The organism is Nocardiopsis alkaliphila YIM 80379 (assembly GCF_000341005.1).
GTDB classification, from domain to species: domain Bacteria; phylum Actinomycetota; class Actinomycetes; order Streptosporangiales; family Streptosporangiaceae; genus Nocardiopsis; species Nocardiopsis alkaliphila.
Window position 1 is genome coordinate 74409 of record NZ_ANBD01000103.1, and the last position, 25293, is coordinate 99701.

A 25293-nucleotide genomic window follows, 5' to 3' on the forward strand; every position below is an offset into this window, starting at 1 on the left:
CACCTCCGCTTCAGGGGTTGTCGATCACCAGGTCGGCCCGGTCGCGGGTACGGTCACCGGCGTACAACTCCTCCTCTTGGTGGGCCCATACCCGACGGAAGGGGGCGTAGGCGTCGTGGTCCTCCCGCCGGTCCAAGCGCGCCGAACGCACACTCGTGGGCGCCTCTACCCACAGCAGCACGTCCAGTAGGTCACGAACGGCCTCCGCGCCCGACCCGCACCCCTCCACCACCAGGGTCCCGCCCGTCGACAGGGCCGCGGGCAGTCCTCGCCACCGTTCCTCGAAACGGTTCCGCTCCCAGTCGTAGCGTCGCCAGGCCACAGGACGTCCTTCTGACAAAGGTGAGAGCACCCACGCGCGCAGCAGTTCGGGTGCTCGGGCCAGCCCTTCCCAACCCGGGTAGAGGTCGTCCATGCTCAATACGGCGACCGGCTCGCCGCGTTCGGCCAGTTCTCGCCGCAGTCGCTCGGCCACCGTGCTCTTGCCCGACCCCGAGCGACCCTCCACCGCCACCACCCGTACCCGTGGTCCGACACGCGGGGCCGCCAGCACGAACAGTGCCGCCCGCCCGACCCAGCCGGAGTGTTTTGTCCCCACCTTCGCCATGGGGCGGAGTCTAGGGCCCTGGTGAGATCGGGCACCTGCGGTTCTCAGCCGCGTTCAAGGCTTGTAATATTCCTCCCGACGAGCACACAGGACACGAACCAAAGGGGTACGCGGTGACCGAGGCCGACACGACCCCGGGTTCGCAGTCCGCGTTGCGCCAGGCCAATGAACGGCGTGTGGTCGACGTGCTGCGCCGTGATGGAACCCGCACCCAGGCCGAGCTGGCGCGGGCCACCGGACTGTCGGCGGCCAGTGTCTCCAACATCGTGCGAGGTCTGCGCGCCGCCGGCACCGTCGTGGTCCGGGACACCTCCTCCAACGGTCGTAGGGCTCGCGCGGTCAGTCTTCTGCGCCCGCCGGGCACGGTGGTGGCGGTGGACTTCACCGCCGACCACATCCGGGTCGCTCTGGGCGACAGTGCGGGCACCATGACCTCCCACGAGAGCGTCGGCTACGACGTGGCGGCGGATGCCTCCCGCGCGGTGCGACGGGCGGCCTGGCTGGCCGAGACCCTGCTGATCGCGGCCCGGATCGATCTGGGCACGGTCTCCTCGGTGGTGGCCTCGATTCCGGGGCCTTTGGACCCCGACACCGGGGAGGTCGGCGAGATCTCCGCTTTGCCGCGCTGGTCGGGCTTTCGGCCGGCTCAGGCGCTCAGTGAACGACTCGCCTTGCCGGTACGGGCGGAGAACGACGCCAACCTCGCGGTGCTCGCAGAACGTGAGCGTGGTGTCGCACAGGGCGCCGAACACGTCATCCACCTGCTGCTCAGTGAGGGAGTGGGGGCCGGTGTGGTGGTCGCCGGGAACCTCTTTCGCGGGGCGGGTGGAACCGCGGGCGAGGTCGGACACATCGGCTTGGACTCCCGTGGTCAAGTGTGCCGATGCGGTAACCGCGGTTGTCTGGAGACCTTCGTCGGCTCCTCCTACCTGCTCAACATGCTGCCCCGGCACACCGACCTGGCCCGCGGCTCGGACCCTGTGCGGTTGAGCGATCTGGTCGATGCGGCTTTGAACGGTGACCCGGGTTGCCGCCGGATCATCGATGAAGCGGGCACGGCCCTGGGCCAAGGCGCCGCGATCATGGCCAATCTGTTCAACCCGGACCGGGTGGTGGTCGGCGGGGAGTTGGCGCGGGCCGGTGAATTCTTGCTGGGTCCGATGCGCAGAGCGATGGAGCTGGGGACGCTGGGCAGTGCTCTGAGCAGGTTGGACCTGCTCCCCAGCGCTCTGGGGGACCAGGCGATGCTGTACGGAGCGTTGAGGATGGCGGCCCGGTCGGCGGGCTGATCCGACCTCACTTCGGGCGTGAAGCCGGGGACGTCATAAGGCTCTGACCAGCGCATATGCTGACTTTAGAGCTTGAATGCAATTTCTGTGATGTTTCGGTTATGTGTTCAGGAGTTGACGGCAAGCCGGTCTCGGGGTTTGACTTCGACCACCATCCGCGGGTGGGGTCCGCTCGCCCCCTGACCATGAAAGTGAGCCGGTGTTGAACAGACCAAGCTCAGCCCCACGACTTCTCACCGCAGGTTTGGCCGCACTGACGGCGGCTCTGACCCTGGTGGCCACCGGCTGCGGTGCCATTACCTCCGACGGTGGTGAAACCGAGAGCCAGACCCACAGCGTCGAGGACGGTTTCCACGTCGGTCTCCTCCTGCCCGACCTGTACACCGCCCGCTACGAGGCGTTCGACTACCCCTACTTCGAGGCCGCGCTCGAGGAACAGTGTCCCAACTGCGAACTGTCCTACGCCAACGCCGACGGTGACGTCGACGAACAGCAGACCCAGGCACAGGCCATGCTCACCGACGGGGTCGACATCCTGGTCCTGGACGCGGTCGACGCAGCAGCCGCCGCCGGTACCGTCAACGAGGCCAAGAGCCAGGGCGTGCCGGTGCTCGCCTACGACCGGCTCGCCGAGGGCGGCGTCGACACCTACATCTCCTTCGACAACCACCGGGTCGGCCAGGTTCAGGCCGAGTCCCTGATCGGCGCGATGGAAGAGGAGGGCACCGCGGGTGAAGGCCAGATCGTCATGATCAACGGCTCACCCACCGACCCCAACGCCGGTGACTTCAAGGCCGGAGCCCACGAGATCTTCGAGGGCCAGGTCGAGATCGGCCAGGAGTACGACACCCCGGACTGGTCTCCGGAGGAGGCCACCAGTCAGATGGAGGGCGCCATCACCTCCTTGGGCGTGGACGAGATCGTCGGAGTCTACGCGGCCAATGACGGCATGGCCTCCGGTGCCATCGCCGCCCTGCGCAGTGCCGGTGTGAGTGTGGCGGACCTGCCGCCGGTGACCGGACAGGACGCCGAGTTGGCCGCCATCCAGCGCATCATCGCCGATGAGCAGTACATGACCGTCTACAAGGCGATCCAGCCCCAGGCCGAACTGGCCGTCGCCGCGACGATGGCCCTGGCCACCGGTGAGGAGGTCGAGGCGGGCGAGTACGAGATCACCGAGATGGAGGACGGCGGAGGCACGGCCGTCCAGGCCATCCTGCTCGAACCGGTCGCGATCACCAAGGACAACATCGGGGACACGGTGGTCTCCGATGGCTACTACACCATCGAAGAGATCTGCACCTCTGACTACGAAGACACCGAGTTCTGCCAGGAAGCCCTCTAGGCACGACTCTTTCGACCGGCCCCGGGGCGGGACCCCGGTGCGGGGAGACCCGCCCCGGGACGGTCGAAAGGAGTAAGGAAGACAGCGGTAAACATGAGTAAACCCGTCCTGGAACTGTCCGGGATCTCCAAGACCTTCGGGGCCGTCAGGGCTCTCGATGGGGTCGACTTCCACGTCGATGAGGGCGAGGTCGTGGCCCTGTTGGGTGACAACGGTGCCGGTAAGTCCACCCTGGTGAAGGTCATCGCCGGTGCGCACACGGCGGACGCCGGCGGTGTGATCGCCTGGGACGGCACACCGGTCACCATCGCCAATCCGGCCGACGCCCAGCGTCTGGGCATCGCCACCATCTACCAGGACCTCGCCCTGTGCGACAACCTGGACATCGTAGGCAACCTGTTCCTGGGTAGTGAACGGCTGCACTTTCCCGGCACCCTCGACGAGGTCGAAATGGAACGCCGGGCCTGGGAACTCCTCGACTCGCTCTCGGTCAGCATCCCCGACCTTCGGGTGCCGGTGTCCTCCCTCTCGGGCGGTCAGCGCCAGATCATCGCCATCGCCCGATCCCTGCTGGGTCAGCCCCGCGTGGTGATGCTCGACGAGCCGACCGCCGCGCTGGGCGTGGCCCAGACCGCACAGGTCCTGGACCTGATCGAACGCCTGCGTGACCAAGGGCTGGGCGTGGTCCTGATCAGCCACAACATGGCGGACGTGCGTGCGGTGGCCGATCGCGTCTCGGTCCTGCGCCTGGGTCGCAACGCCGGTGACTTCTCGGTCGCCGACACCAGTTACGAGGAGATCGTCGCGGCGATCACCGGCGCGGCCGACAACCCGGTCTCGCGTCGTTCGAACCGTACGGACCAGGGGTCCATGGCGACGGAGGACCAGCGATGAGCCAGCAGACTCCGGTCGTGAGGGAACCCGGACAGGGAACCGGCCCCTCCACGCCCCGACGAGACCCCCGACTGCTGTCGGTGGCCGCCAGCCCTCGGGGCTGGTGGACGGCGATCAAGCGCAATCTTCGTTCGGGCGAACTGGGCGCGGCCCCGGTCGTCATCGGACTGGTCCTCATCGCGATCGTCTTCCAGTCGCTCAACGATCGCTTCCTGTCCCCGCAGAACCTATCCAACCTCACGGTGCAGATCGCCGCGATCGGCTTGATGACCACCGGTGTCATCATGGTGCTGCTTCTCGGCGAGATCGACCTGTCCATCGGTTCCGTCGCGGGCCTGTCCGCCGGTGTCCTGGGTGTGACCGTGATGCGGCACGGCTTCCCCGAGTGGGCGGGCATCCTCACCGCGCTGGGGGTCGGCCTGCTGGTCGGCCTGATCCACGGGGTGATCTTCGCCAAGATCGGAGTCCCCGCCTTCGTGGTGACCTTGGCCGGGTTGTTGGGCTGGCAGGGACTCCATCTCTTCCTGATGGCCCCTGACGGCACCATCAACACCCGTTCCGATGGACTCATCGCGGCCCTGACCCAGACCTACTTCGTGCCGTGGATCGGTTGGGCGGTCGTCGCGCTGGCGCTCTTCCTCTACGCCTCCACGGTATTGACCGCCGAACGGCGCCGCCGGTTGTCCTCCCTGCCCTACAAGCCTCTTCCCGAGGTGCTGCTGCGTACCGGTCTACTGGCGCTGCCGCTGGTCGCGGGGGTGTGGGTGGTCAACCAGCACAAGGGTGTCTCCCTGGCGTTCCTGATCTTCGTCGGCGCGGTGGTCGTGCTCGACCTGGTACTGCGCAAGACCCGCTACGGGCGGATGGTCTACGCGGTGGGAGGTAACGCCGAGGCGGCGCGCCGGGCCGGTATCAACGTGATCCTCATCCGAATCTCGGTCTTCGGGATCGCCTCCACCCTCGCCGCGCTCGGCGGGATCATGCTGGTCTCGCGCAACATCGCGGCGAGCACCACCACCGGTGGTGGGTCGGAGTTGATGATGGCCATCGCCGCGGCGGTCATCGGCGGAACCAGCCTGTTCGGTGGGCGCGGCAACGCCTACTCCGCGCTGCTGGGCGGCCTGGTGCTGGGCGCCATCACCTCCGGGCTGCTGCTCCTGCCCAACGTGGACACCTCGGTCCGGTTCATGATCACCGCGGCGGTCCTGCTCGTGGCGGTCATCCTCGACGCGGTCTCGCGGCGTGGACGCAAGACCCACGCCAGGGGCGGGGCCTAGCGAGGCGGCACCAGCGTCATTCGACCTCTCCCGCGGGAGGGGCGGCCCTTCCGTCCAGGGCCGCTCAGGTCCCGGGCCGGTCCCACACCCACCGGCCCGGGACCTGGCATGAGAGGACCCCGGTGGACTCTTCACGGTCTCCGGTGACGCTCTGGGCCGCTTCTCCCCTCCCGTTCTCGAGGGGCCGGTTCTTCGCCCTCAGGGTCAGGTGAAGTGCGTCACCTTCCTCGCTTGGTGGCGTACCCGTGCCGAGCCTCGGCCTCGGCGGAGGCCGCCTGCCGAGAGGACCTTGGGTCCCAGAAGTGGGCCTTCCTTGCCGGATTGGAGGGCTCGATGCCCTGACCTGCGTCGACCTGGAAAGAGGGTGAGGGGAGCGCCCCTGAGGCCCAAGGTCCGATGTGGGACGGGACACTCAGGGCCCTCGGGTCCCTTGGTCCCACCGGGATGAGGGCGAAAGTCCCAAGGTCAGGGGGTGGTCTCGGTGCCTTGGCGAGTACTGCTAGCTTCACCCCCGACAAAGCCGCCGGCCATTGCGGGGGCGTCGCACGCCATGGTGACGCACCCCTGTTCGGCCATGCCCGAGAACCCGGGGCCACCTGAGAACCTACGGAGACACATGCGCAAGATCCTCATCGTCGGTGCCGGCCAATCCGGGCTTCAGCTCGCGCTGGGTCTGCTCGCGGAGGACTACGACGTCACCTTGGTCGATCCGAGGGGGCCCGACGAGATCAGGACGGGACGGGTGATGTCCACCCAGTGTCTCTTCGGTCCCGCCCTGCGCCGTGAACGTCGACACGGGCTGGCCCTCTGGGACGACCTGGCTCCGGAGGTGACCGGAGTCGGTGTGCGAGTGACACGTCGCGAAGGCGGTTCCACTCCCGAGGTGGGTTGGGTCGGGCGTCTGTCCGAACCCGCCAGGTCGGTGGACCAACGGCTGAAGATGGCCGCCTGGTCGGAACTGTTCGTCCAAGGCGGCGGCCGCTTCCTGCGTCACCGGGTGAGCTCGGTGGAGTTGGAGACGCTCGGCGCCGGGTACGACCTCGTGGTCGTCGCCGCCGGCAGGGGGGAGCTCGCCGAGGTCTTTCCTCGCGACGAACGGCGTTCGCCCTTCCAGGAGCCCCAGCGTGCCCTGTCGATGGCCTATGTGAGCGGGGGCGAGTCGCGGCCTGGGGGCGGGGTGCTGTCGCGCACCGCGATCCCGGGGGTGGGCGAGGTGTTCACCCTGCCGACGTACTCCCTGAACGGACCCTGCCACGCCGTGATGGTGGAGGCGCTGCCGGGTGGTCCGCTCGACGGGCCACTGCCCCCAGGGACCACCGGTGAGGACCTGCTGGCGGGTCTGCTGGACGTGCTCCGCAGATACGCGCCCTGGGAGTACGAACTTTTCGCGCACGCCCGTCTGGCCGACCCGATGGCGGCCCTGTACGGCGGCTACACGCCGGTGGTGCGGGAACCCGTGGCCCACCTTCCGGGAGGCGCCCTGGTCTGGGGTATGGCCGATGCCGTGGTCACCAACGACCCCATCACCACCCAAGGCGCCAACATGGCCTCACTGTGCGCCGAGATCTACCGGCGGGCCATCGTCGACCACGGGGCACGCTCCTTCGACGAGGCGTTCATGCGGGCCGCCTTCGCCGACTACTGGCGGCGCGCACGCCAGGTCACCGCGTGGAGTCGGGTGATGCTGTCCGGGCCGAACCACGTATGGGAGCTCTACCGGCTGGCCGAACGGCACCAGCCCACCGCCGACCGGTTCGCCGACTCCTTCAGCGATCCCAGCGGGCTCATCGACTGGTTCCTGCACCCCGAACGGGCGATGGAGTACGTCGACTCGATCCGACGCGGCCGGACCGAAACCAGCGATTCGCCCTATGTTCGGATCCCCTGACCTGGGTCGAGTGAGGGGAGATGTAGCCTCGTCGCCTGATGTTCGCTGATCTCTTCACTCCCACCGCCCACGGTCTGTTCGGCCAGCTCGACGCCTGGGTCCTCCTTCTCGTGGCGGCGGTCGCGGTCCTGTTCGGGGCCGCCGTCCAGAGCATGGTCGGTCTGGGTCTGGGCCTGGTGGCCGCGCCGGTCATCTCCTTCCTGGATCCCACGCTCATGCCCGGGACGCTCCTGATCACCGTGATCGTCCTTCCGGTGCTGACGTTGGTCCAAGAGTGGCGTCACGTGGACTGGCACGGCATGCTCTGGGCCATGCCCGCGCGTGTCCCCGGAACCATCGCGGGTGTCGGGGTCGTGGCCCTCCTCGATCCCCGTGCGCTGGCCGCCTTCATCGGGGTCATGGTGCTGGTGGCCGTCGCGCTGACCCTGTGGTCCTTCAAGGTGCGCATCACGAGGTCCTCCCTGGTCGCCGCGGGCCTGCTCTCGGGGTTCGCCGGTACCGCCACCTCCGTGGGCGGCCCACCGATGGCCTTGCTCTACCAGAACGAGTCGCCGGAGAAGGTTCGTGCCAGCCTGGCCGCCTTCTTCCTCTTCGGCGGGGTGTTCTCCGTGGTGGCCTTGGCCGTGGGCGGCCAGATCGACGTCCGCACCACCGCCGCCGGGATCATCCTGATCCCCTTCGTCGGGCTGGGTTTCATCCTGGGTGCCCGGGTGCGCCGCCGGGTGGACCCGGGCAGGATGAGGACCATCCTGTTGTCCGTGGTGACCGCCTCCGCCTTGGGGCTTCTCGGACAGGCGGTCCTCCGATAGCCTCGCACCCGATGCTCAGGGGTAACGATGGTGGCAAAACCGAGTAATCTACGCCGGAACGGCGCACCCGGGGAGGCCCTCCGTGGTGAGCGGGACACGCGGCCCCATCGGTCCGGGTACCGGCGAGCCTTCGGACACGGGGTTCCCGGTGAGGGCCATGGGCCAGGGGCCCATAAACTCGAGTATGTATACCTGCCGGTAGCCAAGGTCGACCAAGACAGGGGCGGGCGGGGGNCAGACGTAAGCGGACACGCGGGACGAGGGGACTGACGAGACAGTGACACTGTTCGAGTCGATGCACAATCCGGAAGCGCTCAAGAGGCTTCCGGCCGAACAGCTCCCTGTGCTGGCCCAGGAGATCAGGGAGTTCCTGATCCGCTCCTGCGCACAGACCGGCGGGCACCTGGGTCCCAGCCTCGGCGTCGTCGAGCTGAGTATCGCCCTGCACCGGGTCTTCGACTCTCCCAAGGACCCCCTCCTCTTCGACACCGGGCACCAGGCCTACGCGCACAAGGTTCTCACCGGCCGCCATGACTTCAGCAACCTCAAGTCCGAGGGCGGCCTGTCCGGCTACCCCTCACGCGCCGAGTCCGAACACGACTTCATCGAGAACTCCCACGCCTCCACCGCCCTGTCCTACGCCGATGGCATGGCCAAGGCCAACGAGGTCCAAGGACGCACCGACCGCACCGTCGTCGCCGTCATCGGAGACGGCGCCCTCACCGGCGGGATGGCCTGGGAGGCCCTCAACAACATCGCGGAGAAGAAGAACCGCCGCCTGGTCATCGTCGTCAACGACAACGGCCGCTCCTACTCGCCCACCATGGGTGGTTTGGCCGACCACCTGGCCTCGCTGCGCATGACCCCCGGCTACGAGCAGGCCCTCGACCTGGCCAAGACGACCCTCAACCGCACCCCGGTGGTCGGCCAGCCCCTCTATGAGGCCCTGCACGGACTCAAGAAGGGCCTCAAGGACACCATCCAGCCGCAGATGATGTTCGAGGACCTGGGACTGAAGTACCTGGGGCCCATCGACGGTCACGACGAGCAGGCCCTGGAGAAGTCGCTGCGTCGCGCCCGTGACTTCGGTGGCCCGGTGATCGTCCACGTCATCACCCAGAAGGGCAAGGGCTACGCCCCCGCCGAGAACCACGACGAGGACCAGTTCCACGCCCCCGGACCCTTCGACGTCGACACCGGACAGGCCAAGCCCGGCCCCAAGGTGGAGAAGTGGACCGGCGTCTTCGCAGACACCATGGTCGAACTCGGCGCCGAACGTGAGGACATCGTCGGCATCACCGCCGCCATGCTCCACCCCACGGGGCTGAACAAGTTCGCCGATGCCTACCCGGACCGCGTCTTCGACGTCGGTATCGCCGAGCAGCACGCCGCCACCGCCGCCACCGGCATGGCGATGAACGGTCTGCACCCGGTGGTCGCCGTCTACGCGACCTTCCTCAACCGCTGTTTCGACCAGGTGCTCATGGACGCCGCCCTGCACCGCCAGGGCGTCACCTTCTGCCTGGACCGAGCCGGTGTCACCGGTAACGACGGCGCCAGCCACAACGGCATGTGGGACATGTCCATCCTCCAGGTCGTGCCCGGTCTGAGGCTGGCCGCTCCGCGCGACGCCGAGCGCCTGCGCACCCTGTTGCGCGAGGCCGTGGCCGTGGAGGACGCTCCCACCGTCGTGCGTTACCCCAAGGGCGCCGTGGCCGAGGAACTGCCCGCGATCGACAAGATCGGCGGGATGGACCTGCTGCGTCGTGCCACCGACAACGGTCACTCCAAGGACCTGCTCATCGTGGGCGTGGGCACCATGGCCCAGGTCGCCTGTGAGGTCGCCGACCGCATGGCCGATCAGGGCATCGGCGTCACCGTCATCGACCCGCTCTGGGTCAAGCCCTTGGACGAGGCCCTGGTGGCCGAGGCGGCCGAGTATTCCGTGGTCGCCGTGGTGGAGGACAACGGTCGCACCGGCGCCGTGGGCGACGCCGTGGCCCGCCTACTGCGCGACCACGAGGTCGACGTGCCCGTGCGCACCTTCGGCATCGAGCAGGAGTTCCTGGACCACGCCAAGCGGGATCGGATCCTCCAACAGCAGGGCCTGACCCCGCAGGAGCTGTCCCGTAAGCTCACCGAAACGGTCTCTCGGCGCGGTGAGGGCTCCGGGGACGCTCGAGAGTTGGCCGACAGGACCGCTTGAGGCGCTTTCGTACCGCCGTGCCTTCTGGCGGCACCGGATGAAGGCTCCGGTGCTGCCAGAATGGGGTCATGACCTCTTCCGTACCCGAGCAGAGCCCCGAACCGCCCACCTGGGAGGAGGCCACCCCGCTCCGGGTGGCCGTGATCGGCTCAGGCCCGGCCGGGATCTACACCGCCGACGCGCTCACCCGCCAACGTCGTGTCCCCGTCCACGTGGACGTCCTCGACCGACTGCACACCCCTTACGGGTTGGTGCGTCACGGTGTGGCCCCCGACCACACCAAGATCAAGGGTGTGGCCAAGGCCCTGCGCCGGATCCTGGAACATCCGAGCGTGAACTTCGTCGGTGGGGTCGACTTCGGCGTCGACCTCACACGTGAGGACCTGGCCCGTTCCCACCACGCCGTGGTCTACGCGACCGGGGCCTCCGTCGACCGGAGGATGAACGTACCGGGTGAGGACCTGCCAGGCAGTCTCGCCGCCACCGCCTTCGTCAATTGGTACTGCGGTCACCCCGACAGCGAACTGGAACGCTTCGTTCTGGACGCCGAGGAGGTCGCCGTGGTCGGTGCGGGCAACGTGGCCTTGGACGTGGCCAGGATCCTGGCCAAGACCGCGGACGAACTCAGGCACACCGACATCCCCCAGAACGCCTTGGACGTGCTCGCCGCCAGCCGGGTACGAACCGTGCACGTACTCGCCCGGCGCGGCCCCCTCCAGGCCAAGTTCACCGCACCCGAACTGCGCGACCTACTGGAACTGCCCGGCGTGGACGTCATCGTGCGCCCTGAACAGGTCGACATCGAACTCACCGACGTCGGTACCGGTCGCCCCGAGCTACGCCGGGTCGAGCGGGCCGCCCGTACCAACCTCAAACTCCTGCGCGAACAGGCCGCGCGTGCTCCCCGGGAAGGCCCGCGACGCATCGAATTCCATTTCTGGACCCGCCCTGAACAGATCCTGGGCACGGACCGCGTGAGCGGGCTGCGCGTGGAACACACCCGCCTGGACGATGAGGGACGCCTGGAAGGGCTGGGGGAGTACTCCACCCTGAACGTGGGCATGGTGCTGCGTTCGGTGGGTTACGCGGGCGTTCCCCTGGCCGGGGTTCCCTTCGACGAACGTGAACGGACCGTCCCCCAAGAACACGGGCGTGTTCTGGACACCGAGGGAGGTGTCGTGCCGGGTGATTACGTCGCCGGCTGGATCAAGCGTGGCGCCACCGGTGTGATCGGGACCAACAAGTCCGACGCCGCGGGGACCGTGCGCTCCCTACTGGCCGACTCCCCGGAGCTGCGTGCCGCGGTCCCCGACCCGGTCGACCTGACCGAGGTATTGGCCGCACGTGGCCTGGCCGTCAGCGACTACGAGGACTGGTTGCGCATCGATCGGGCCGAGGCCGAACACGCCACCGACCTCGGACGTGGTGAACGGGTCAAACTGGGGGCGTGGAAGGCCTACCGCAAGGCCCTGGGGCGGAACTGAAGTTCAGTTCACTCGTTCCGCCTCGGCGCCGTAGGTGTTGCACCCCCGCACGGTCGTGTTCTCCCAGCCCTCTTGGAGCCAATGGGTGCGGGAGACCGCGCTGCCATGGGTGTCCAGATCACCCTCGGCGTTGAAGTGCCGATTGACCACCTCCAGCGCGTCGCCCTCGGGGTCGGTCAGGCCGCGCAGTCCGATCGCGGCCATGCACTCGGCCTGGAGCTCGGTCCGGCGTAGGGTGTCCAGTTCGTCGTCCTCGCTCCCCGCGCTCATGCGCAGCTCGTGGGAGACCCCCAGGATGCCGGTCGCCTGCTGGAGGTGGTGAGCGTATTCGTGTCCCATCAGGGCCAGCCACACGACCTCGCGCTCATCCGAGGGGATCGAGTTGGACACCTCACGCACGTTGGGCAGGACCACGGTGATCCGTTCACGGTCGCTCTCGTAGTAGGCCATGGTGAAGGACTCCGCGGTGTCGCTGGGCAGAGCCTGTTCGGACATGGTGACCTCGGGCAGTTCCCGGGCCAGTCTGAGTTCGTCCAGGACGGGGGCCCATAGGGCGTCCAGGCAATCCAGGGCCTCCTGGGAAAAGGCCTCCCAGGAATCGTTCGCGTCAACGTCCAAGGGCGGGAGTTCACAGTCGACGGGTGGGGGAGTGGCCACGTCGTAGAGCGGGTGTTCGACCAGGTCCACCTCCACTGGGGAGGGGCGCGCGAACAGTTCTCCATCCCGGTACGTGGACAGGTCCGCCCCGCCGGGGGAGGACTGTTCCTGTGGGGTGTTGGCCACGGTCACCACACCGGCGACCAGCGCGATCAGGGCCAGGCAGGCGGCGGCGCACGCCGCGATCAGTACGGCCTTGGCCTTGTCGGAGTGCCGGGAGGCACGCGGCCGTGGGCCCGGGGGAGGCCAGGACGGCCCCACGGGTCCGGCGTGCCGGGGAGCATGGGAAGGGTGAGCCGGACGGGCGGGCTCGGGGTAGGGGCGTCCGGCCGGATACCCATAGGCCCACGGAGGCGGCCCCTCGGGCCTCGGCGGAGGCCCTTGCTGAGGATGAGAGGGCTGTGGGGGGCGTGCGGCGTGCGGGTTCTGTGCGGGGTGGGAGGGCTGACCACCGTAGGGGGCGGGCCCTGGCCAGGTTGCGCCGGGGCCCTGCGCCGTGGGGCGGCGGGTCCGGCCCCCTTGAGGTAGGACCGGATGCGGCCTTTCGGGGGCCTGGGACAGGGGCGATTCCTGGGACGGAAGCGAACTCTGGGTGTCCTTCGCCGGCTGCGGCTCGCCGGGAAGAGCGCCGCGCCGGTCGGGCCGGGAGAAGTGCTCCCCGGGAGCCTCGTCGCCGGTTCGGTAGTCCACGGGGCCGTCCTCGTCATCGCGCCTGCACGGTTCGGGCATGTCCGTTTCGTACCCATGAAGCGGACAACTGCCCCATGGTTCAATTATGGGGTAAATCAGTCATGTCGGTGGTCGGAGCCCCCTCCTCTCGCTCCACCGGTCGGTAGCGCACACCAAAGCCCGCCATCATGTCCTGAAGCTCGGATTCGAAGAGCGGTTCCATGTCGCGCACCACGAAGTCCAGGTGTTGGAACACCTCCATGCACACCACCCCGTAGACGCGCACCCAGCACCTGGTCAACACCAGGGCCGCTCCCACCGAGACGTCGTGGACCGATAGCCCCACCGTGTCGGCGAAGGAGTTCAACTCCTTACGGAGGTCGGGGTCGATCTCCTCCTCGGCGGGCAGCGGGATGTCCTTCTCTTGGAGGAGTTGTTCGAACAGGGCGAAGAAGGTGGAGCCGAAACGGCCACCGGCCGCCACCGCGGGGGTGATGTCGGACTCCGGTCCGATCCGAACACGCGGGCCGAACATCACCGAGAACTCCGTGGGATGGGTGATGGCCCAGCCCCGCAGGGCACGCAGTGCCCGGTGCAGGCGCAGTTCGGTGTCCTCGGGCGGGGCCGAGGCGTCGGCCGAGGAGACGGCGTCGGCCAACTCGTCGAACATGTCGGCGGTGATCGCCACCAACAGGGCGTCGATACCGGGCACGTAACGGTACAAGCCCGGGGCGGTCATGCCCATCTCGCGGGCGATCGCGCGCAGGGAGACCCCGGCGACCCCATGCTCCACCAGGTGGCGGCGGGCGATCGATTTGATCTCGGCGAGTGTGGCCTCGCGCACACGCTCACGGCGACTGAGCGTGCCATCGGCCCGCGGTCCGCTCGTGGCCTGTGGGTTCGTCATGTTCGGTAGGACACCTCGTCTCGCGCCGATTTCATGGCGCTGGTCGGTTCAAGGCGACGATATTGACATCGTAATGGGCGCACGCTTAAGTGAACACCGTTAGCAAACAGCGTTAACGAACATGATGCTCGTTAGCTCGGAGGACGGTCATGTCGACGAACACGGGATTCTTCGGCCTACTGGGTCTGGCTGCCCACCGAGGCAGAAGAGGGATCCTCGCCCTCACCGGTCTGTTCGTCCTCGCTTCCCTGCTCTGGGGCCTGGGCGTCTTCAACGACGTCAGCCAAAGCGGCTTCGAGGACCCGGCCTCGGAGTCCGCTCGGGCCATGGACCTCCTCCAAGACGAACTCGGCCACGCCGACATCGACGTCATCGCGGTCTTTCGCAGCGACGAGACGCGGGTCGACAACCCAAGCTTCGCCAAAGCGGTGCAGCGCATCGCCGATGACCTCCCCGAAGACGTCGTCTCCGACTTCGACCTCTACCTCGACGAGGATCTGGCGGACATCGAACGCGGCATGCTCGTGTCCGAGGACATGCACGCCACCTACATGCCCATCACCCTCACCGGAGCCACCCACGAGGAACGCCTGTCCCAGTTCGAGGACGTGGCCGCCGCTCTGGAGGCAGGCCCCCTCCGAACCCACCTGGGCGGTCCCATCGCGGTCGAGCACGAACTCTCCGAGACCGCCGAGACCGACATCGTCCGCGCCGAACTCCTCACCCTGCCCCTGCTGCTCCTCTTGCTGGTCCTGATCTTCGGTGGTCTCATCGCGGGCCTGATGCCCTTGGCCGTCGGCGCTCTGGCCATCCTCGGCTCCCTCACCGTGCTACGGGCGCTCACCCACGTCACCGAGGTCTCCGTCTTCGCCATCAACGTGGCCACCCTGCTGGGCCTGGGTTTGGCGATCGACTACGGCCTGTTCATGGTCAGCCGTTTCCGTGAGGAGCTGAACAAGGGCCGCTCGGTGCGCGACGCGGTCGGCCGAACCGTGGACACCGCAGGCCGCACCGTCGCCTTCTCCGGTGTCACCGTCGGCATCGCTTTCGCCGGGCTGCTCTTCTTTCCCCAGCCCATCCTCCAGTCCATCGGCTGGGGAGGCATCGCCGTCGTCGCCTTCGACCTCGTCGCCGCCCTGGTCTTCCTGCCCGCCCTGATGTCGGTGGTGGGCCACCGAATCGATCGTCTGAAGCTGCCGCTGCCGCGGCGCACCGTCACCGGAGCGGTCGATGAGAGCGTCGGGGCCTGGGCCCGCCTGGCTCGCGTCGTCATGCGTGGACCGGCGGTCTCCCTGGTCGCGGTCGCCTGTGTCCTGGTGGCTTTCAGCTCCGGGCTCGCCTCGGCCGACCTGGGTACCACCGACCAGCGTTACCTGCCCGTCGACGCCCCTTCCCGGCTCGCCACCGAGGCGATGGGGGAGGAGTTCCCGGCCGGCCAGGTCGGTCGTCTGCACGTGGCGGTGGTGGGTGAACCCGGCGAGGAGGACCTGAACGCCTACGTCGAACGCCTGGAGAACCTTCCCGGAGCGGCGCGCGCCGGCGTGGAACGCACCGGTGAGGGCATCGCCCACATCGAGGTGGGCTACCAGGGCGCCACCGACGCGCCCGAGATCCAGGCGCTGGTGGAGGACGTGCGGGCCCAGGAGACACCGGAGGGCGCAGAGGAGGTCCTCGTGGGCGGTGTGGCCGCGATGCAACTGGACAACCTCGACGCCATCGTCGAGAACGCGCCCACCACCATCGGGTTCATCATCGGTTCCACCCTGCTCCTGCTCTTCCTCGCCTTCGGCTCCCTCGTGCTGCCGATCAAGGCGGTACTCATGGGGGCCTTGTCCCTGGGCGCGTCACTGGGCGTGGTGGTCTGGGGGTTCCAGGAGGGGCACTTCTCGGCCTTGCTGGGCTTCGAGGCGGTCGGCACCATCGACCCCACCTATCTGGTGCTGGTCACCATCGTCTCCTTCGGATTGGCGATGGACTACGAGCTGTTCCTGTTGAGCCGAGTGCGAGAGGAGTACCTGCGCAGCGGTGACAACACCGCTTCGGTGGCGCTGGGCCTGCAACGCACTGGGCGGATCATCACCAGTGCGGCCCTGCTGCTGGGCGTGGTCCTGCTGGCGATGGGCACCTCGGGGCTGCTCTTCTTGAAGATCATCGGCGTGGGCCTGGCGATCGCGGTCCTGGTGGACGCCACCCTGGTGCGGGCGGTGATGGTGCCCGCCACCATGCGCCTGCTCGGTGATCGGAACTGGTGGCTTCCGCGTCCGCTACGGTGGCTGCACGACCGGATCGGTATCTCCGAGGGTGGAGACGAAGAGGAACCGACCCGGACCCGCCGCGAACCCGAGCGAGTATCCGCGAGCGTGTGACCTCCATGAGTGCGCGGGCCGGGGTGGCGGCACCGGGTTCGCCCATCACCCCGGTGCGGTCTTACTCCTCGAAGAGTTGCTCCGCGTTGGTGACGGGAAGGTCGAAGACCTTGTCGACCCAGGCTTCGACCCGGTTCGGGTCGGTGGGGCCGTGGGCCGCTGCGGACAAAACGCCTAAAGTCGGAAAACGTCCGACTTCCATCGGATCAGTGACCACAGGAATGCGTTCCGGTCCCAACACGATGGGGTGGAGGACGAAACCCGGATGTCCCAAGGAAATGGGTTTGTCGTACCAGTCGGCCACATGCCGGCGAGGGCAGATCACCAAGAGGGCGGTGGGGCATTCGTTCTTGGCGCGTAGTGCCACCAGATATTCCGGCCAAGTTAAACGTTTGCGCTCGCTGGTGTCGCGTTGAACCTCCACCACGACACCCATCAGCTTGCCCAACGGGTCTTCACCGGCCTTGCCGCGCAGCATGATCGCGACGTCGGACCGGCGTTCGACCGGGTCGACGTGTCCGAGGTCGCAGGAGGTCGGTTCGCTGCGGTCGTACTTCGGTATCTCCACTCCGAGGTCTCGCAGGAAGGCCACCGCCACGTCGGGGGCGTCGGAGAACAGCTCCGCGTAGATCTGGTGTTCGGATGAAACGGCCATGGAAGACACATTGCCGAAAGTTATCGGCGAGCATGTTCGTGTAATTGAAATGCGATGACAAGTCGTTTGGCTTGGGGAATGAGCGATATGTTAAGGGGGTCGGAAATGACAGGAAACGGGCCCGGCCTCCGTAGGAGACCGGGCCCGTTCGGGAACTACCGGATGCGACCTCAGACGGCCTTCGGGTCACCCTCGTGGAAGGGCTTGCCGTTCACCGCGGTGGAGACGCCGACCTTGTCCAGGTACGGGGTGATGCCACCGGTGTGGAAGGGCCAACCGGCACCCGTGATCAGGCACAGGTCGATGTCGGCGGCCTCGGCCACGACACCCTCGTCCAGCATGATCTGGATCTCCTTGGCCAGAGCGCGCAGGGCCCGGTCCAGGATCTGGCTCTCCTCGGACGGGTCGTCCCCACCCTTGAGAAGCTCCTTGACCTCGGGGTCGATGGTGAAGTCAGGGGCGAAGATCTGCGACTTGCCGGCCTCGACCACGGCCTCCAGTTGCGGGGAGACCGCGAAACGCTCGGGGAACGCGGCGTTCAGGGTCTGGGCGACGTGCAGACCGACGGCCGGGCCGACCAGTTGCAGCAGCATCAGCGGCGACATCGGAAGACCCAGCGGTGCGACCGCGCGGTCGGCGACCTCAGGTTCGGTGCCCTCGCCCACGGCACCCAGGACCTCGCCCATGAACAGGGTGAGCAGGCGGTTGACGACGAACGCCGGGGCGTCCTTGCACAGCACCGAGGTCTTCTTCAGCTTCTTGGCGACGGCGAAGGCCGTGGCCAGGGAGGCGTCGTCGGTCTTCTCGCCGCGAACGATCTCCAGCAGCGGAAGGACGGCGACCGGGTTGAAGAAGTGGAAGCCCACGACCCGCTCGGGGTGCTCGAGCTTGGAGGCCATTTCGGTGATCGACAGGGAAGAGGTGTTGGTGGCGAGGATCGCCTCGGGGGAGACCACGGCCTCCACCTCGGCGAAGACCTGCTGCTTGATCTCCATCTTCTCGAAGACGGCCTCGATGACGAAGTCGGCGTCCGAGAAGGCGTCCTTGGTCAACGAACCGGTGACCAGGCCCTTGAGGCGGTTGGCCTTGTCCTGGTTGACACGCCCCTTCTTCAGGAGTTTGTCGACCTCACCGTGGACGTAGGCCACGCCCTTGTCCAGACGCTCCTGGTCCAGGTCGGTCATGACGACCGGAACGTCGAGGCGACGCGCGTACAGCAGGGCCAGCTGACCGGCCATCAGACCGGCGCCGACGACGCCGACCTTGGTGACCTTGCGGGCCAGCGACTTGTCCGGGGCACCGGCGGGACGCTTGGCGCGCTTTTGCACCAGGTCGAAGGCGTACAGACCCGCCTTGAGCTCGGGGCTCATGATCAGGTCGGCCAGCGCCTCGTCCTCGGCGGCGAAGCCCTCGTCACGGGTGCGGTCCTTGGCTTGGGCGACCAGTTCGACGGCGCGGGCCGGGGCCGGGGCGGCGCCGTGCAGCTTGCCCTCGACGGTGAAACGGGCCATGTTGACCGCGTTGTCCCAGGCTTCGCCCTTGTCGACCTCGGGGCGCTCCACCTCGACGTCGCCCTTGAGGACCTGGGAGACCCAGCGCAGGGACTCCTCGACGAAGTCGGCGGGTTCGAAGATCGCGTCGGCGATCCCCATCTCGAAGACCTGCTCGCCCTTGATGACCTTGTTCTGGGCGAGCGGGTTGTCGATGATGATCTTGAGGGCCTTCTCGGCGCCGATCAGGTGGGGCAGCAGGTAGGTGCCGCCCCAGCCGGGGACCAGGCCCAGGAAGGTCTCCGGCAAGGAGAAGGCCGGCACGCCGGAGGAGATGGTGCGGTAGGTGCAGTGCAGAGCCACCTCGACACCGCCGCCCATGGCCGCACCGTTGATCAGCGCGAAGGTCGGTACGTCCAGCTCACCGAGCTTGCGGAACACGTCGTGCCCGAGCTTGCCGATGGCCTCGGCCTGTTCGCGGGTCTGAATCGCGGGAACACCGCTCAGGTCGGCGCCGACGGCGAAGATGAACGGCTTGCCGGTGACGGCCACCGCGACGATGTCGGTGCGCGCCTTGGCGGCCTCGATCGCGGCGTCCAGGCTGAGTAGACCGCCGGGGCCGAAGGTGTTCGGCTTGGTGTGGTCGTGTCCGTTGTCCAGGGTGATCAGGACGGCCGTGCCGGCCCCGTAGGGGAGCTCGACGTCACGGGAGAGCGCCTTGGTGACGACCTCGTCCTTGAACAGTTCCCGGGCCTCTTCGATCGCGGTGCTCACTTGCCCCCCTCGTAGTTGGTGTTCTCCCACAGGATGGTCCCGCCCATGCCCAGGCCCACGCACATGGTGGTGAGGCCGTAACGGACGTCGGGACGCTCGGCGAACTGGCGCGCGAGCTGCATCATCAGGCGCACACCGGAGGAGGCCAGCGGGTGCCCCAGGGCGATGGCGCCGCCCCACGGGTTGACCCGGGCGTCGTCGTCGGCGATGCCGAAGTGCTCGAGGAAGGCCAGCACCTGGACGGCGAAGGCCTCGTTGATCTCGATGAGGCCGATCTCGTCCATCGTGATGCCCTGACGGGCGAACAGCTTCTCGGTGGCCGGGACCGGGCCCACGCCCATGACCTCGGGCTCGACTCCGGCGAAGGAGAAGTCGACCAGGCGCATCTTGGCGTCCAGGCCCAGCTCCTCGGCGACCTCCTCGGCCATCATCAGGGCGCCGGTGGCGCCGTCGTTGAGTCCGGCGGCGTTACCGGGCGTCACGTTGCCGTGGGCGCGGAAGGGGGTCTTGAGGCCGGCCAGGGACTCCATGGTGGTGCCGGGACGCGGCGGCTCGTCCTGGGTGGCCAGCCCGAAGCCCTGCTCCGCGGAGCGGACGAGCATTTCGACCAGGTCTTCCTGGATCTTGCCGTCGGCGTAGGCCTTGGCGACCTTCTCCTGGCTGCGCACCGCGTAGGCGTCGGCGCGCTCCTTGGTGATGGAGGGGTACCGGTCGTGCAGGTTCTCGGCGGTGTTGCCCATGACCAGCGCGGAGGGGTCGACCAGCTTTTCGGAGATGATGCGGGGGTTGGGGTCGACGCCCTCGCCCATGGGGTGACGGCCCATGTGTTCGACGCCACCGGCGATCACGACGTCGTAGGCACCGAAGGAGATGCCCGCTCCGGAGGTCGTGACGGCGGTGAGCGCGCCGGCGCACATACGGTCGATGGCGTAACCGGGGACGCTGCGGGGCAGGCCGGCCAGCAGGGCGGCGGTGCGGCCGATGGTCAGGCCCTGGTCGCCGATCTGGGTGGTGGCGGCGATGGCGACCTCGTCGACACGCTCCGGGGGCAGACCCGGGTTGCGGCGCATCAGTTCGCGGATGACGCGGACGACGAGGTCGTCGGCGCGCGTCTCGGCGTAGAGGCCCTTGCCTGATTTGCCGAACGGGGTGCGGACCCCGTCGACGAACACGACTTCGCGGGCGGTTCGCGGCACGATGGCCCCTCCTTCTTCAAGCGATGGGTGGACTGTCGCCCCCATGCTACTCGCCAGTAACAAATAGTGCGAGTGGTGGGGCGGACCACTTCGCGGAGGTGGGATCGCCCTACCGCGAGTGGTTGTGGCTTCACGGGGCAGCAGGGTGGAACGATCAAAGGTGCCCCCAAGGCAAGCTTGGGGTGCACGGGGCCGAGTCGAAGATCCGAACACGCCGTACCGGGCGGACCCGTGGCCGAAGGATCTCGCGGCCTGGTCCTTTCGACCTCGCGGAAAAGGAGGCCGAGGGCCTCACCCGCCCTCAGCCTCCTCATGGCCTTCCAAGTCGCCTAAAGCAGTGCCTTGGCCTCACGGTGACGTCCGGCCGCGTTGTAGGCTCCGGCCAGGTCACGGCGCAGCCGTAGGATCAGCCGCCGCACCTCCGGGTCACCAGAGGAGGTGAGCGCCGCCCGGTAGGCCTCGCGCAGCACGTCCACGGCCTCGTCGGCGCGACCGGCCTGAGTGTAGGAGCGACCCAGCCGGTGGTGCACGGTCAGGGTCTCCAAGTGGCCCCTGCCCAGACGGCGACGGCGTCCGGCCAACACCATGCGCAGTTGTGCGGCGGCCTCCTCGTAACGTCCGACCATGCTCTGTGCGGCGCTCAGCCCCAGGCGCAGTTCCTCGCGGCGTTCGGTGTGGGCGACGTCCTCGATGGCTCGCTCATAGTGGGCCACGGCGGCGTCCACCCGACCGCTGCGCCGGTAGCACACGGCCAGGCGCGCACGTGCCTCCACCGTGTCCTCGTCGGCGGCTCCGAACTGATTCTCGCGTTGTCCCAGCAGGATCTCCCACTGCCCGGCCGCGTCGGCGGGGCGTCCAGCGTCCTCGAACGCCCAGGCCAGGTTCTCCCGGATGATCTCCGAACGCGGGTGCTCCTCGCCGTAGATCGCCACGGCCTCGCCCAAGGCCAGTTCGAACTGTTGCACGGCCGCCTGGCGGCGTCCCATCTGCGCGTACTTGGTCGCGAGGTTGTTGCGGGCGGTGATGGTGTCCGGGTGCTCGGTGCCCAGTCGCTCCACGAGCGACTGCAAGGTGCGTTCCAGAGCGGCCGCGCGCATGCCGGCGGTGGGCACGGGTGGCGCGGAGGAGGGCCCAGACCCCTTTGGCAGGGCGGGAACCGGAGCGGCGGGCACGCGCACGGCGGAGGCCGCGACCTGCTCGGGAACCTGGGACGAGCGTTCCTCCGCACGCTCTTCGGGGGTGGGCAGGGTGGCCTCGGCCGGTTCGACCTCGACGGAACGCGTCAACCCGGTCCCACGCAGCAACGCACGCCAGAACGACAAGCAGACTCACCACATTTCCCTGATCGTGCACCGAGGCCTCATGGGTCACGGTTCGGTGCACACCCGACGGAGAAGGTCACGTGCTCCTACAGATCTTGAGCACATTTCTATAACTTAAACAGACAACGGGCCACGGACCAGGCATGAACCGCCCTTGGGGGGTGGTGACTTCGCTCACCTTTTGGTTCAACGTGGGTGAAGCGGGTAAAGCTCACCCATTTTCGGCTTCGCGCAGGGCTTTGGTCAAGGGCTCCGCGGTCAGCAGCACCTGCCAGTTCCGGGCCCCGCGCGTGCGCAGGAACTCACCCACCGAGTCCGGGTCCACGGTCTCCGGAGGCGCCCAGGCCAGCCTTCTGACGGCGTCCGGTAGCAGCAGGTTCTCGGTCGGCATCACCACCTCCTGCGCGATCCGCGCCACGGTCGAGCGTGCCGCGTCCAACCGGCGTGCCGCCTCGGGGGCCCGGTCGGCCCAGCGGTTCACCGGGGGAGGGCCGTCGCCGGGGGCGTTGGGACGCGGAAGTTCGGGCTGGGCCATGTCCCGGGCCCGATTGATCGCCTTGATCCAGGTGTTCACGTAGCGCCGGGCGAGTTTGATGCCGAACTGACGGATCCGGGTCAGCTCGGTGGGGGTGCGCGGCATCGCCATGGCCGCCTCCACGATCGCCGCGTCCGGCAGGACCCGCCCGGGGGAGGTGTCCCGTTCCCGGGCGATGCGGTCACGCTCGCACCAGAGTTCGCGCACGACGGCCAGGGAACGCTGATTGCGGACCTTGTGGATTCCCGAGGTGCGCCGCCAGGGATCGGGGCGGGGCTCTTTGGGCGGGGTGGCCAGCACCGAAGCGAACTCCTCGCGAGCCCACTCCAGCTTGCCGGTCTCCTCCAGTCGCGACTCCAGGATGTCGCGCAACTCGATGAGGATCTCCACGTCCAACGCCGCGTAGCGCAACCAGTCCTCGGGTAGCGGTCGCTGGGACCAGTCCACCGCCGAGTGCTCCTTGGCCAAGCGTAGGTTCAACAGCCGTTCCACCATGGAGCCGAGGCCGACCCGCTGGTATCCGAGCAGGCGCCCGGCCAACTCGGTGTCGAACAGACGGGAGGGGCGTAGATTGACCTCGGCCAGGCAGGGCAGGTCTTGATGTGCGGCGTGCAACACCACCTCGGTCCCGTTCAACGTCGAGTCGATCTCGCTCAGGTCGGGGCAGGCGATCGGATCGATCAGTGCCGAACCGGACCCTTCCCGGCGTAGCTGGACCAGATAGGCGCGCTGTCCGTAGCGGTAGCCGGAAGCACGCTCGGCGTCCACCGCGACAGGACCCGAACCGGCGCCGAGCGCCGCGACCACACCCGCCAGAGTGCCGGGATCGGCGGTGACCTCGGGCATACCCTCGCGTGGTTCCCGCAGTAGAGGCGCCCTCTCCGAGTCGTCGTTGTCGGGTTCGCGGGATTCTGTCTTGGAGTTCAACGCGTTCGCCACACCACTACGGTATGCGCTGCGGCCACCGAACGCGGATACGAATCCTTCCGTGGCCTTCTCCCGAGGACGCCATCACGGGCCTTCCACCGTGCTCAAGGACGTGAACGTTGCCGGGCTATGTCGGTGACGTCCAGGGGCGGCAGTCCGGAGGCCGAGGCCAGCAGCGCCAACCAGGCGTTCACATGACCGGACAACTCATCCGACTCCGGTGTCCACGAGGCACGCATCTCCACCTCGGTCGTGGCGCCCTCGTTCGCCTTGGTGCCGAACCCTTCGGTGGTGGCCCGGGTGACCGTGCCGCTGAGCGTGTGATGGGTGGCCCCGTTGGCCTCCAAGGCGTCGGTGAGCCAACTCCAGGCGACCGGACCCAGCAGGGGGTCGGTGGCGATCTCCGACTCCAGTTCGGAGTTGGCCTGGCAGACCACGCGGAAGGGGCCGGGCCAGTCCCGAGTGTTCTCCGGGTCGTACAGGACGATCAGTCGTCCCCAGGCGACCTCTTCACCCTGGACGGTGACCTCGGCCGAGACGGCCGCCGCGTGGGGCGCGAGTCGCTGGGGAGCGGGGAGTTCCCCGATGGTGATCTCGGGACGCAGCAGAGGGGAGCGCAGGGCCTCGACCGCTCGCCGAAACGTTTCATTCGCGTTCTCGGCGTTACCGGCATCGGGCATGGTGGAAACGTCAGCCTTCATATTGTGGTGATCACGCCCTGGCGGGAGTCCTGGGGACACGTCCCGCCGATGGTGTGATGGTGGGCACGGATTCGACCGTGGCACGAGTCACCGACGGGTGGCCGCAGATCTCCCGGCGTGTCGGCGTTTTGTGATGATCTTGGGATCGCAGGAGCGCCGATCGGACCCGCTTCGTCCGAATCGTCCCCGAGCCGAAGGGACCTTCCGGGCCGAGCCGAGTGAGAGCATCGGGCCAGGCATGGCACGATCGAGGTGTGACGCTTCAAGACTCTCCATTCCTTCGTGCCTGCCGGCGCCTTCCTGTTTCCCACACTCCGGTGTGGTTCATGCGCCAGGCCGGGCGTTCCCTACCCGAGTACCGCCGGGTCCGCGCCGACGTGCCGATGCTCGAGTCGTGCACGCGCCCCGACATGGTCACCGAGATCACGATGCAGCCGGTGCGCCGATACGACGTCGACGCCGCGATCTTCTTCAGCGACATCGTGGTGCCGCTCAAGGCCATCGGTATCGACCTGGACATCAAGCCCGGGGTCGGCCCGGTGGTCGAGGACCCGATCCGGGGCGCCGGCGACATCAAGCGACTTCGTGACCTGGAGCCCGACGACGTCTCCTACGTCACCGAGGCCGTGGGACAGCTCGTCGGAGAGCTCGGTGACAAGCCGCTGATCGGGTTCGCGGGCGCGCCTTTCACACTGGCCTCCTACCTCATCGAAGGTGGGCCCTCCAAGAACCATGAGCACACCAAGGCGCTCATGTACGGCGAACCGGAGCTGTGGGACGAGCTCATGCGCCGTCTGGCCTCGATCACGCTCGGCTTCCTGCGTACCCAGATCGAAGCAGGGGCCAGCGCGGTCCAACTCTTCGACTCCTGGGTCGGCGCGCTCAGTGCCGAGGACTACCGGGCTTCGGTGCTGCCCTACAGTTCGTGGATCTTCGACCGGCTCGCGCAGTACGAGGTGCCGCGCATCCACTTCGGTGTGGGCACCGGTGAGCTGTTGGGCATGCTCGGTGAGGCGGGGGCCGACGTCGTGGGCGTGGATTGGCGGATTCCGCTGGACAAGGCCGCCCAACGGGTCCAGCCGGGGACCGCCCTGCAGGGCAACCTGGACCCGGCGACCCTGTTCGCCCCCTGGGAGGTCGTCGCCGACCGAACGCGTGACATCCTCTCGCGCGGGCGCGCGGCCGAAGGCCACATCTTCAACTTGGGCCACGGTGTGCTGCCCACCACCGACCCGACCATGCTGGAGCGCCTCACCGCCTTCGTGCACGAGGAGACCTCGAACTAGCCGTCCAGG

General features: G+C 68.0%; 19 protein-coding genes. 10 read left to right on the top strand and 9 right to left on the bottom strand.

The genetic code is table 11. From position 1 onward, the window contains the following. Positions 1 to 10: 10 nt before the first annotated feature. A complete protein-coding gene (locus D472_RS0115080) occupies positions 11 to 607 on the bottom strand; it encodes a uridine kinase family protein (protein WP_026117719.1) in 597 nt (198 codons plus the stop codon). 113 nt (positions 608 to 720) lie between these two features. On the opposite strand from D472_RS0115080, the gene D472_RS0115085 reads away from it, so the two are divergent. The 8 genes from D472_RS0115085 to D472_RS0115120 all read left to right on the top strand — a co-directional run bounded on the left by D472_RS0115085 (position 721) and on the right by D472_RS0115120 (position 11799). Then, positions 721 to 1896, top strand: a complete 1176-nt coding sequence (locus tag D472_RS0115085) for an ROK family transcriptional regulator (protein ID WP_017605314.1) — start codon at positions 721 to 723, stop codon at positions 1894 to 1896. 244 nt (positions 1897 to 2140) lie between these two features. Next, positions 2141 to 3241 (top strand): sugar ABC transporter substrate-binding protein, encoded by a 1101-nt coding sequence (locus D472_RS0115090; protein WP_017605315.1) that lies wholly within the window; start codon positions 2141 to 2143, stop codon positions 3239 to 3241. Positions 3242 to 3334: 93 nt separating this feature from the next. Then, the gene (locus D472_RS0115095; protein ID WP_017605316.1) at positions 3335 to 4135 is read left to right on the top strand and encodes an ATP-binding cassette domain-containing protein; all 801 of its coding nucleotides are present in this window, start codon (positions 3335 to 3337) and stop codon (positions 4133 to 4135) included. Beyond that, positions 4132 to 5412, top strand: a complete 1281-nt coding sequence (locus D472_RS0115100; RefSeq protein WP_017605317.1) for a sugar ABC transporter permease — start codon at positions 4132 to 4134, stop codon at positions 5410 to 5412. The genes D472_RS0115095 and D472_RS0115100 overlap by 4 nt, the downstream gene beginning before the upstream one ends. Positions 5413 to 6028: 616 nt before the next feature. Continuing rightward, positions 6029 to 7300 carry a styrene monooxygenase/indole monooxygenase family protein gene (locus tag D472_RS0115105; RefSeq protein ID WP_017605318.1) on the top strand — a complete coding sequence of 424 codons (1272 nt, stop codon included), beginning with the start codon at positions 6029 to 6031 and terminating at the stop codon, positions 7298 to 7300. A gap of 38 nt (positions 7301 to 7338) precedes the next feature. Beyond that, the gene (locus D472_RS0115110; RefSeq protein ID WP_017605319.1) at positions 7339 to 8109 is read left to right on the top strand and encodes a sulfite exporter TauE/SafE family protein; all 771 of its coding nucleotides are present in this window, start codon (positions 7339 to 7341) and stop codon (positions 8107 to 8109) included. A 277-nt stretch (positions 8110 to 8386) separates the two neighbouring features. Beyond that, positions 8387 to 10315: a 1-deoxy-D-xylulose-5-phosphate synthase gene (gene dxs, locus D472_RS0115115; protein ID WP_017605320.1), complete on the top strand. Its 1929-nt coding sequence runs from the start codon at positions 8387 to 8389 to the stop codon at positions 10313 to 10315. Positions 10316 to 10383: 68 nt separating this feature from the next. Then, positions 10384 to 11799 carry an FAD-dependent oxidoreductase gene (locus tag D472_RS0115120; protein WP_017605321.1) on the top strand — a complete coding sequence of 472 codons (1416 nt, stop codon included), beginning with the start codon at positions 10384 to 10386 and terminating at the stop codon, positions 11797 to 11799. 3 nt (positions 11800 to 11802) lie between these two features. Here the strand turns inward: D472_RS0115120 and D472_RS29105 are convergent, their stop codons facing one another. Next, positions 11803 to 13185, bottom strand: a complete 1383-nt coding sequence (locus D472_RS29105; RefSeq protein WP_239642980.1) for a hypothetical protein — start codon at positions 13183 to 13185, stop codon at positions 11803 to 11805. 40 nt (positions 13186 to 13225) lie between these two features. Next, positions 13226 to 14032 (bottom strand): TetR/AcrR family transcriptional regulator, encoded by an 807-nt coding sequence (locus D472_RS0115130; RefSeq protein ID WP_017605323.1) that lies wholly within the window; start codon positions 14030 to 14032, stop codon positions 13226 to 13228. Positions 14033 to 14181: 149 nt separating this feature from the next. On the opposite strand from D472_RS0115130, the gene D472_RS0115135 reads away from it, so the two are divergent. Further along, a complete protein-coding gene (locus tag D472_RS0115135) occupies positions 14182 to 16398 on the top strand; it encodes an MMPL family transporter (protein ID WP_017605324.1) in 2217 nt (738 codons plus the stop codon). Between the two features lie 61 nt (positions 16399 to 16459). On the opposite strand, the gene D472_RS0115140 is transcribed toward D472_RS0115135, so the two are convergent. From D472_RS0115140 to D472_RS0115165, 6 genes are all read right to left on the bottom strand, one after another. Continuing rightward, positions 16460 to 17053, bottom strand: a complete 594-nt coding sequence (locus D472_RS0115140) for a hypothetical protein (protein ID WP_017605325.1) — start codon at positions 17051 to 17053, stop codon at positions 16460 to 16462. Positions 17054 to 17223: 170 nt separating this feature from the next. Further along, entirely contained in the window at positions 17224 to 19317 is a 2094-nt protein-coding gene (locus D472_RS0115145; protein WP_017605326.1) for a 3-hydroxyacyl-CoA dehydrogenase NAD-binding domain-containing protein, read from the bottom strand. Continuing rightward, positions 19314 to 20513, bottom strand: a complete 1200-nt coding sequence (locus D472_RS0115150) for a thiolase family protein (RefSeq protein ID WP_017605327.1) — start codon at positions 20511 to 20513, stop codon at positions 19314 to 19316. Before D472_RS0115150 ends, D472_RS0115145 begins: the two co-directional genes overlap by 4 nt. A 329-nt stretch (positions 20514 to 20842) precedes the next feature. Beyond that, positions 20843 to 21835 (bottom strand): tetratricopeptide repeat protein, encoded by a 993-nt coding sequence (locus D472_RS0115155; RefSeq protein ID WP_017605328.1) that lies wholly within the window; start codon positions 21833 to 21835, stop codon positions 20843 to 20845. A 211-nt stretch (positions 21836 to 22046) separates the two neighbouring features. Then, positions 22047 to 23309: a ribonuclease D gene (locus D472_RS0115160; protein WP_017605329.1), complete on the bottom strand. Its 1263-nt coding sequence runs from the start codon at positions 23307 to 23309 to the stop codon at positions 22047 to 22049. Between the two features lie 92 nt (positions 23310 to 23401). Continuing rightward, entirely contained in the window at positions 23402 to 23977 is a 576-nt protein-coding gene (locus D472_RS0115165) for a DUF3000 domain-containing protein (RefSeq protein WP_026117720.1), read from the bottom strand. Between the two features lie 275 nt (positions 23978 to 24252). Between D472_RS0115165 and hemE the strand changes: the two genes are divergently transcribed. Next, positions 24253 to 25284 (top strand): uroporphyrinogen decarboxylase, encoded by a 1032-nt coding sequence (gene hemE / locus D472_RS0115170; protein ID WP_083903488.1) that lies wholly within the window; start codon positions 24253 to 24255, stop codon positions 25282 to 25284. Positions 25285 to 25293 lie beyond the last annotated feature (9 nt).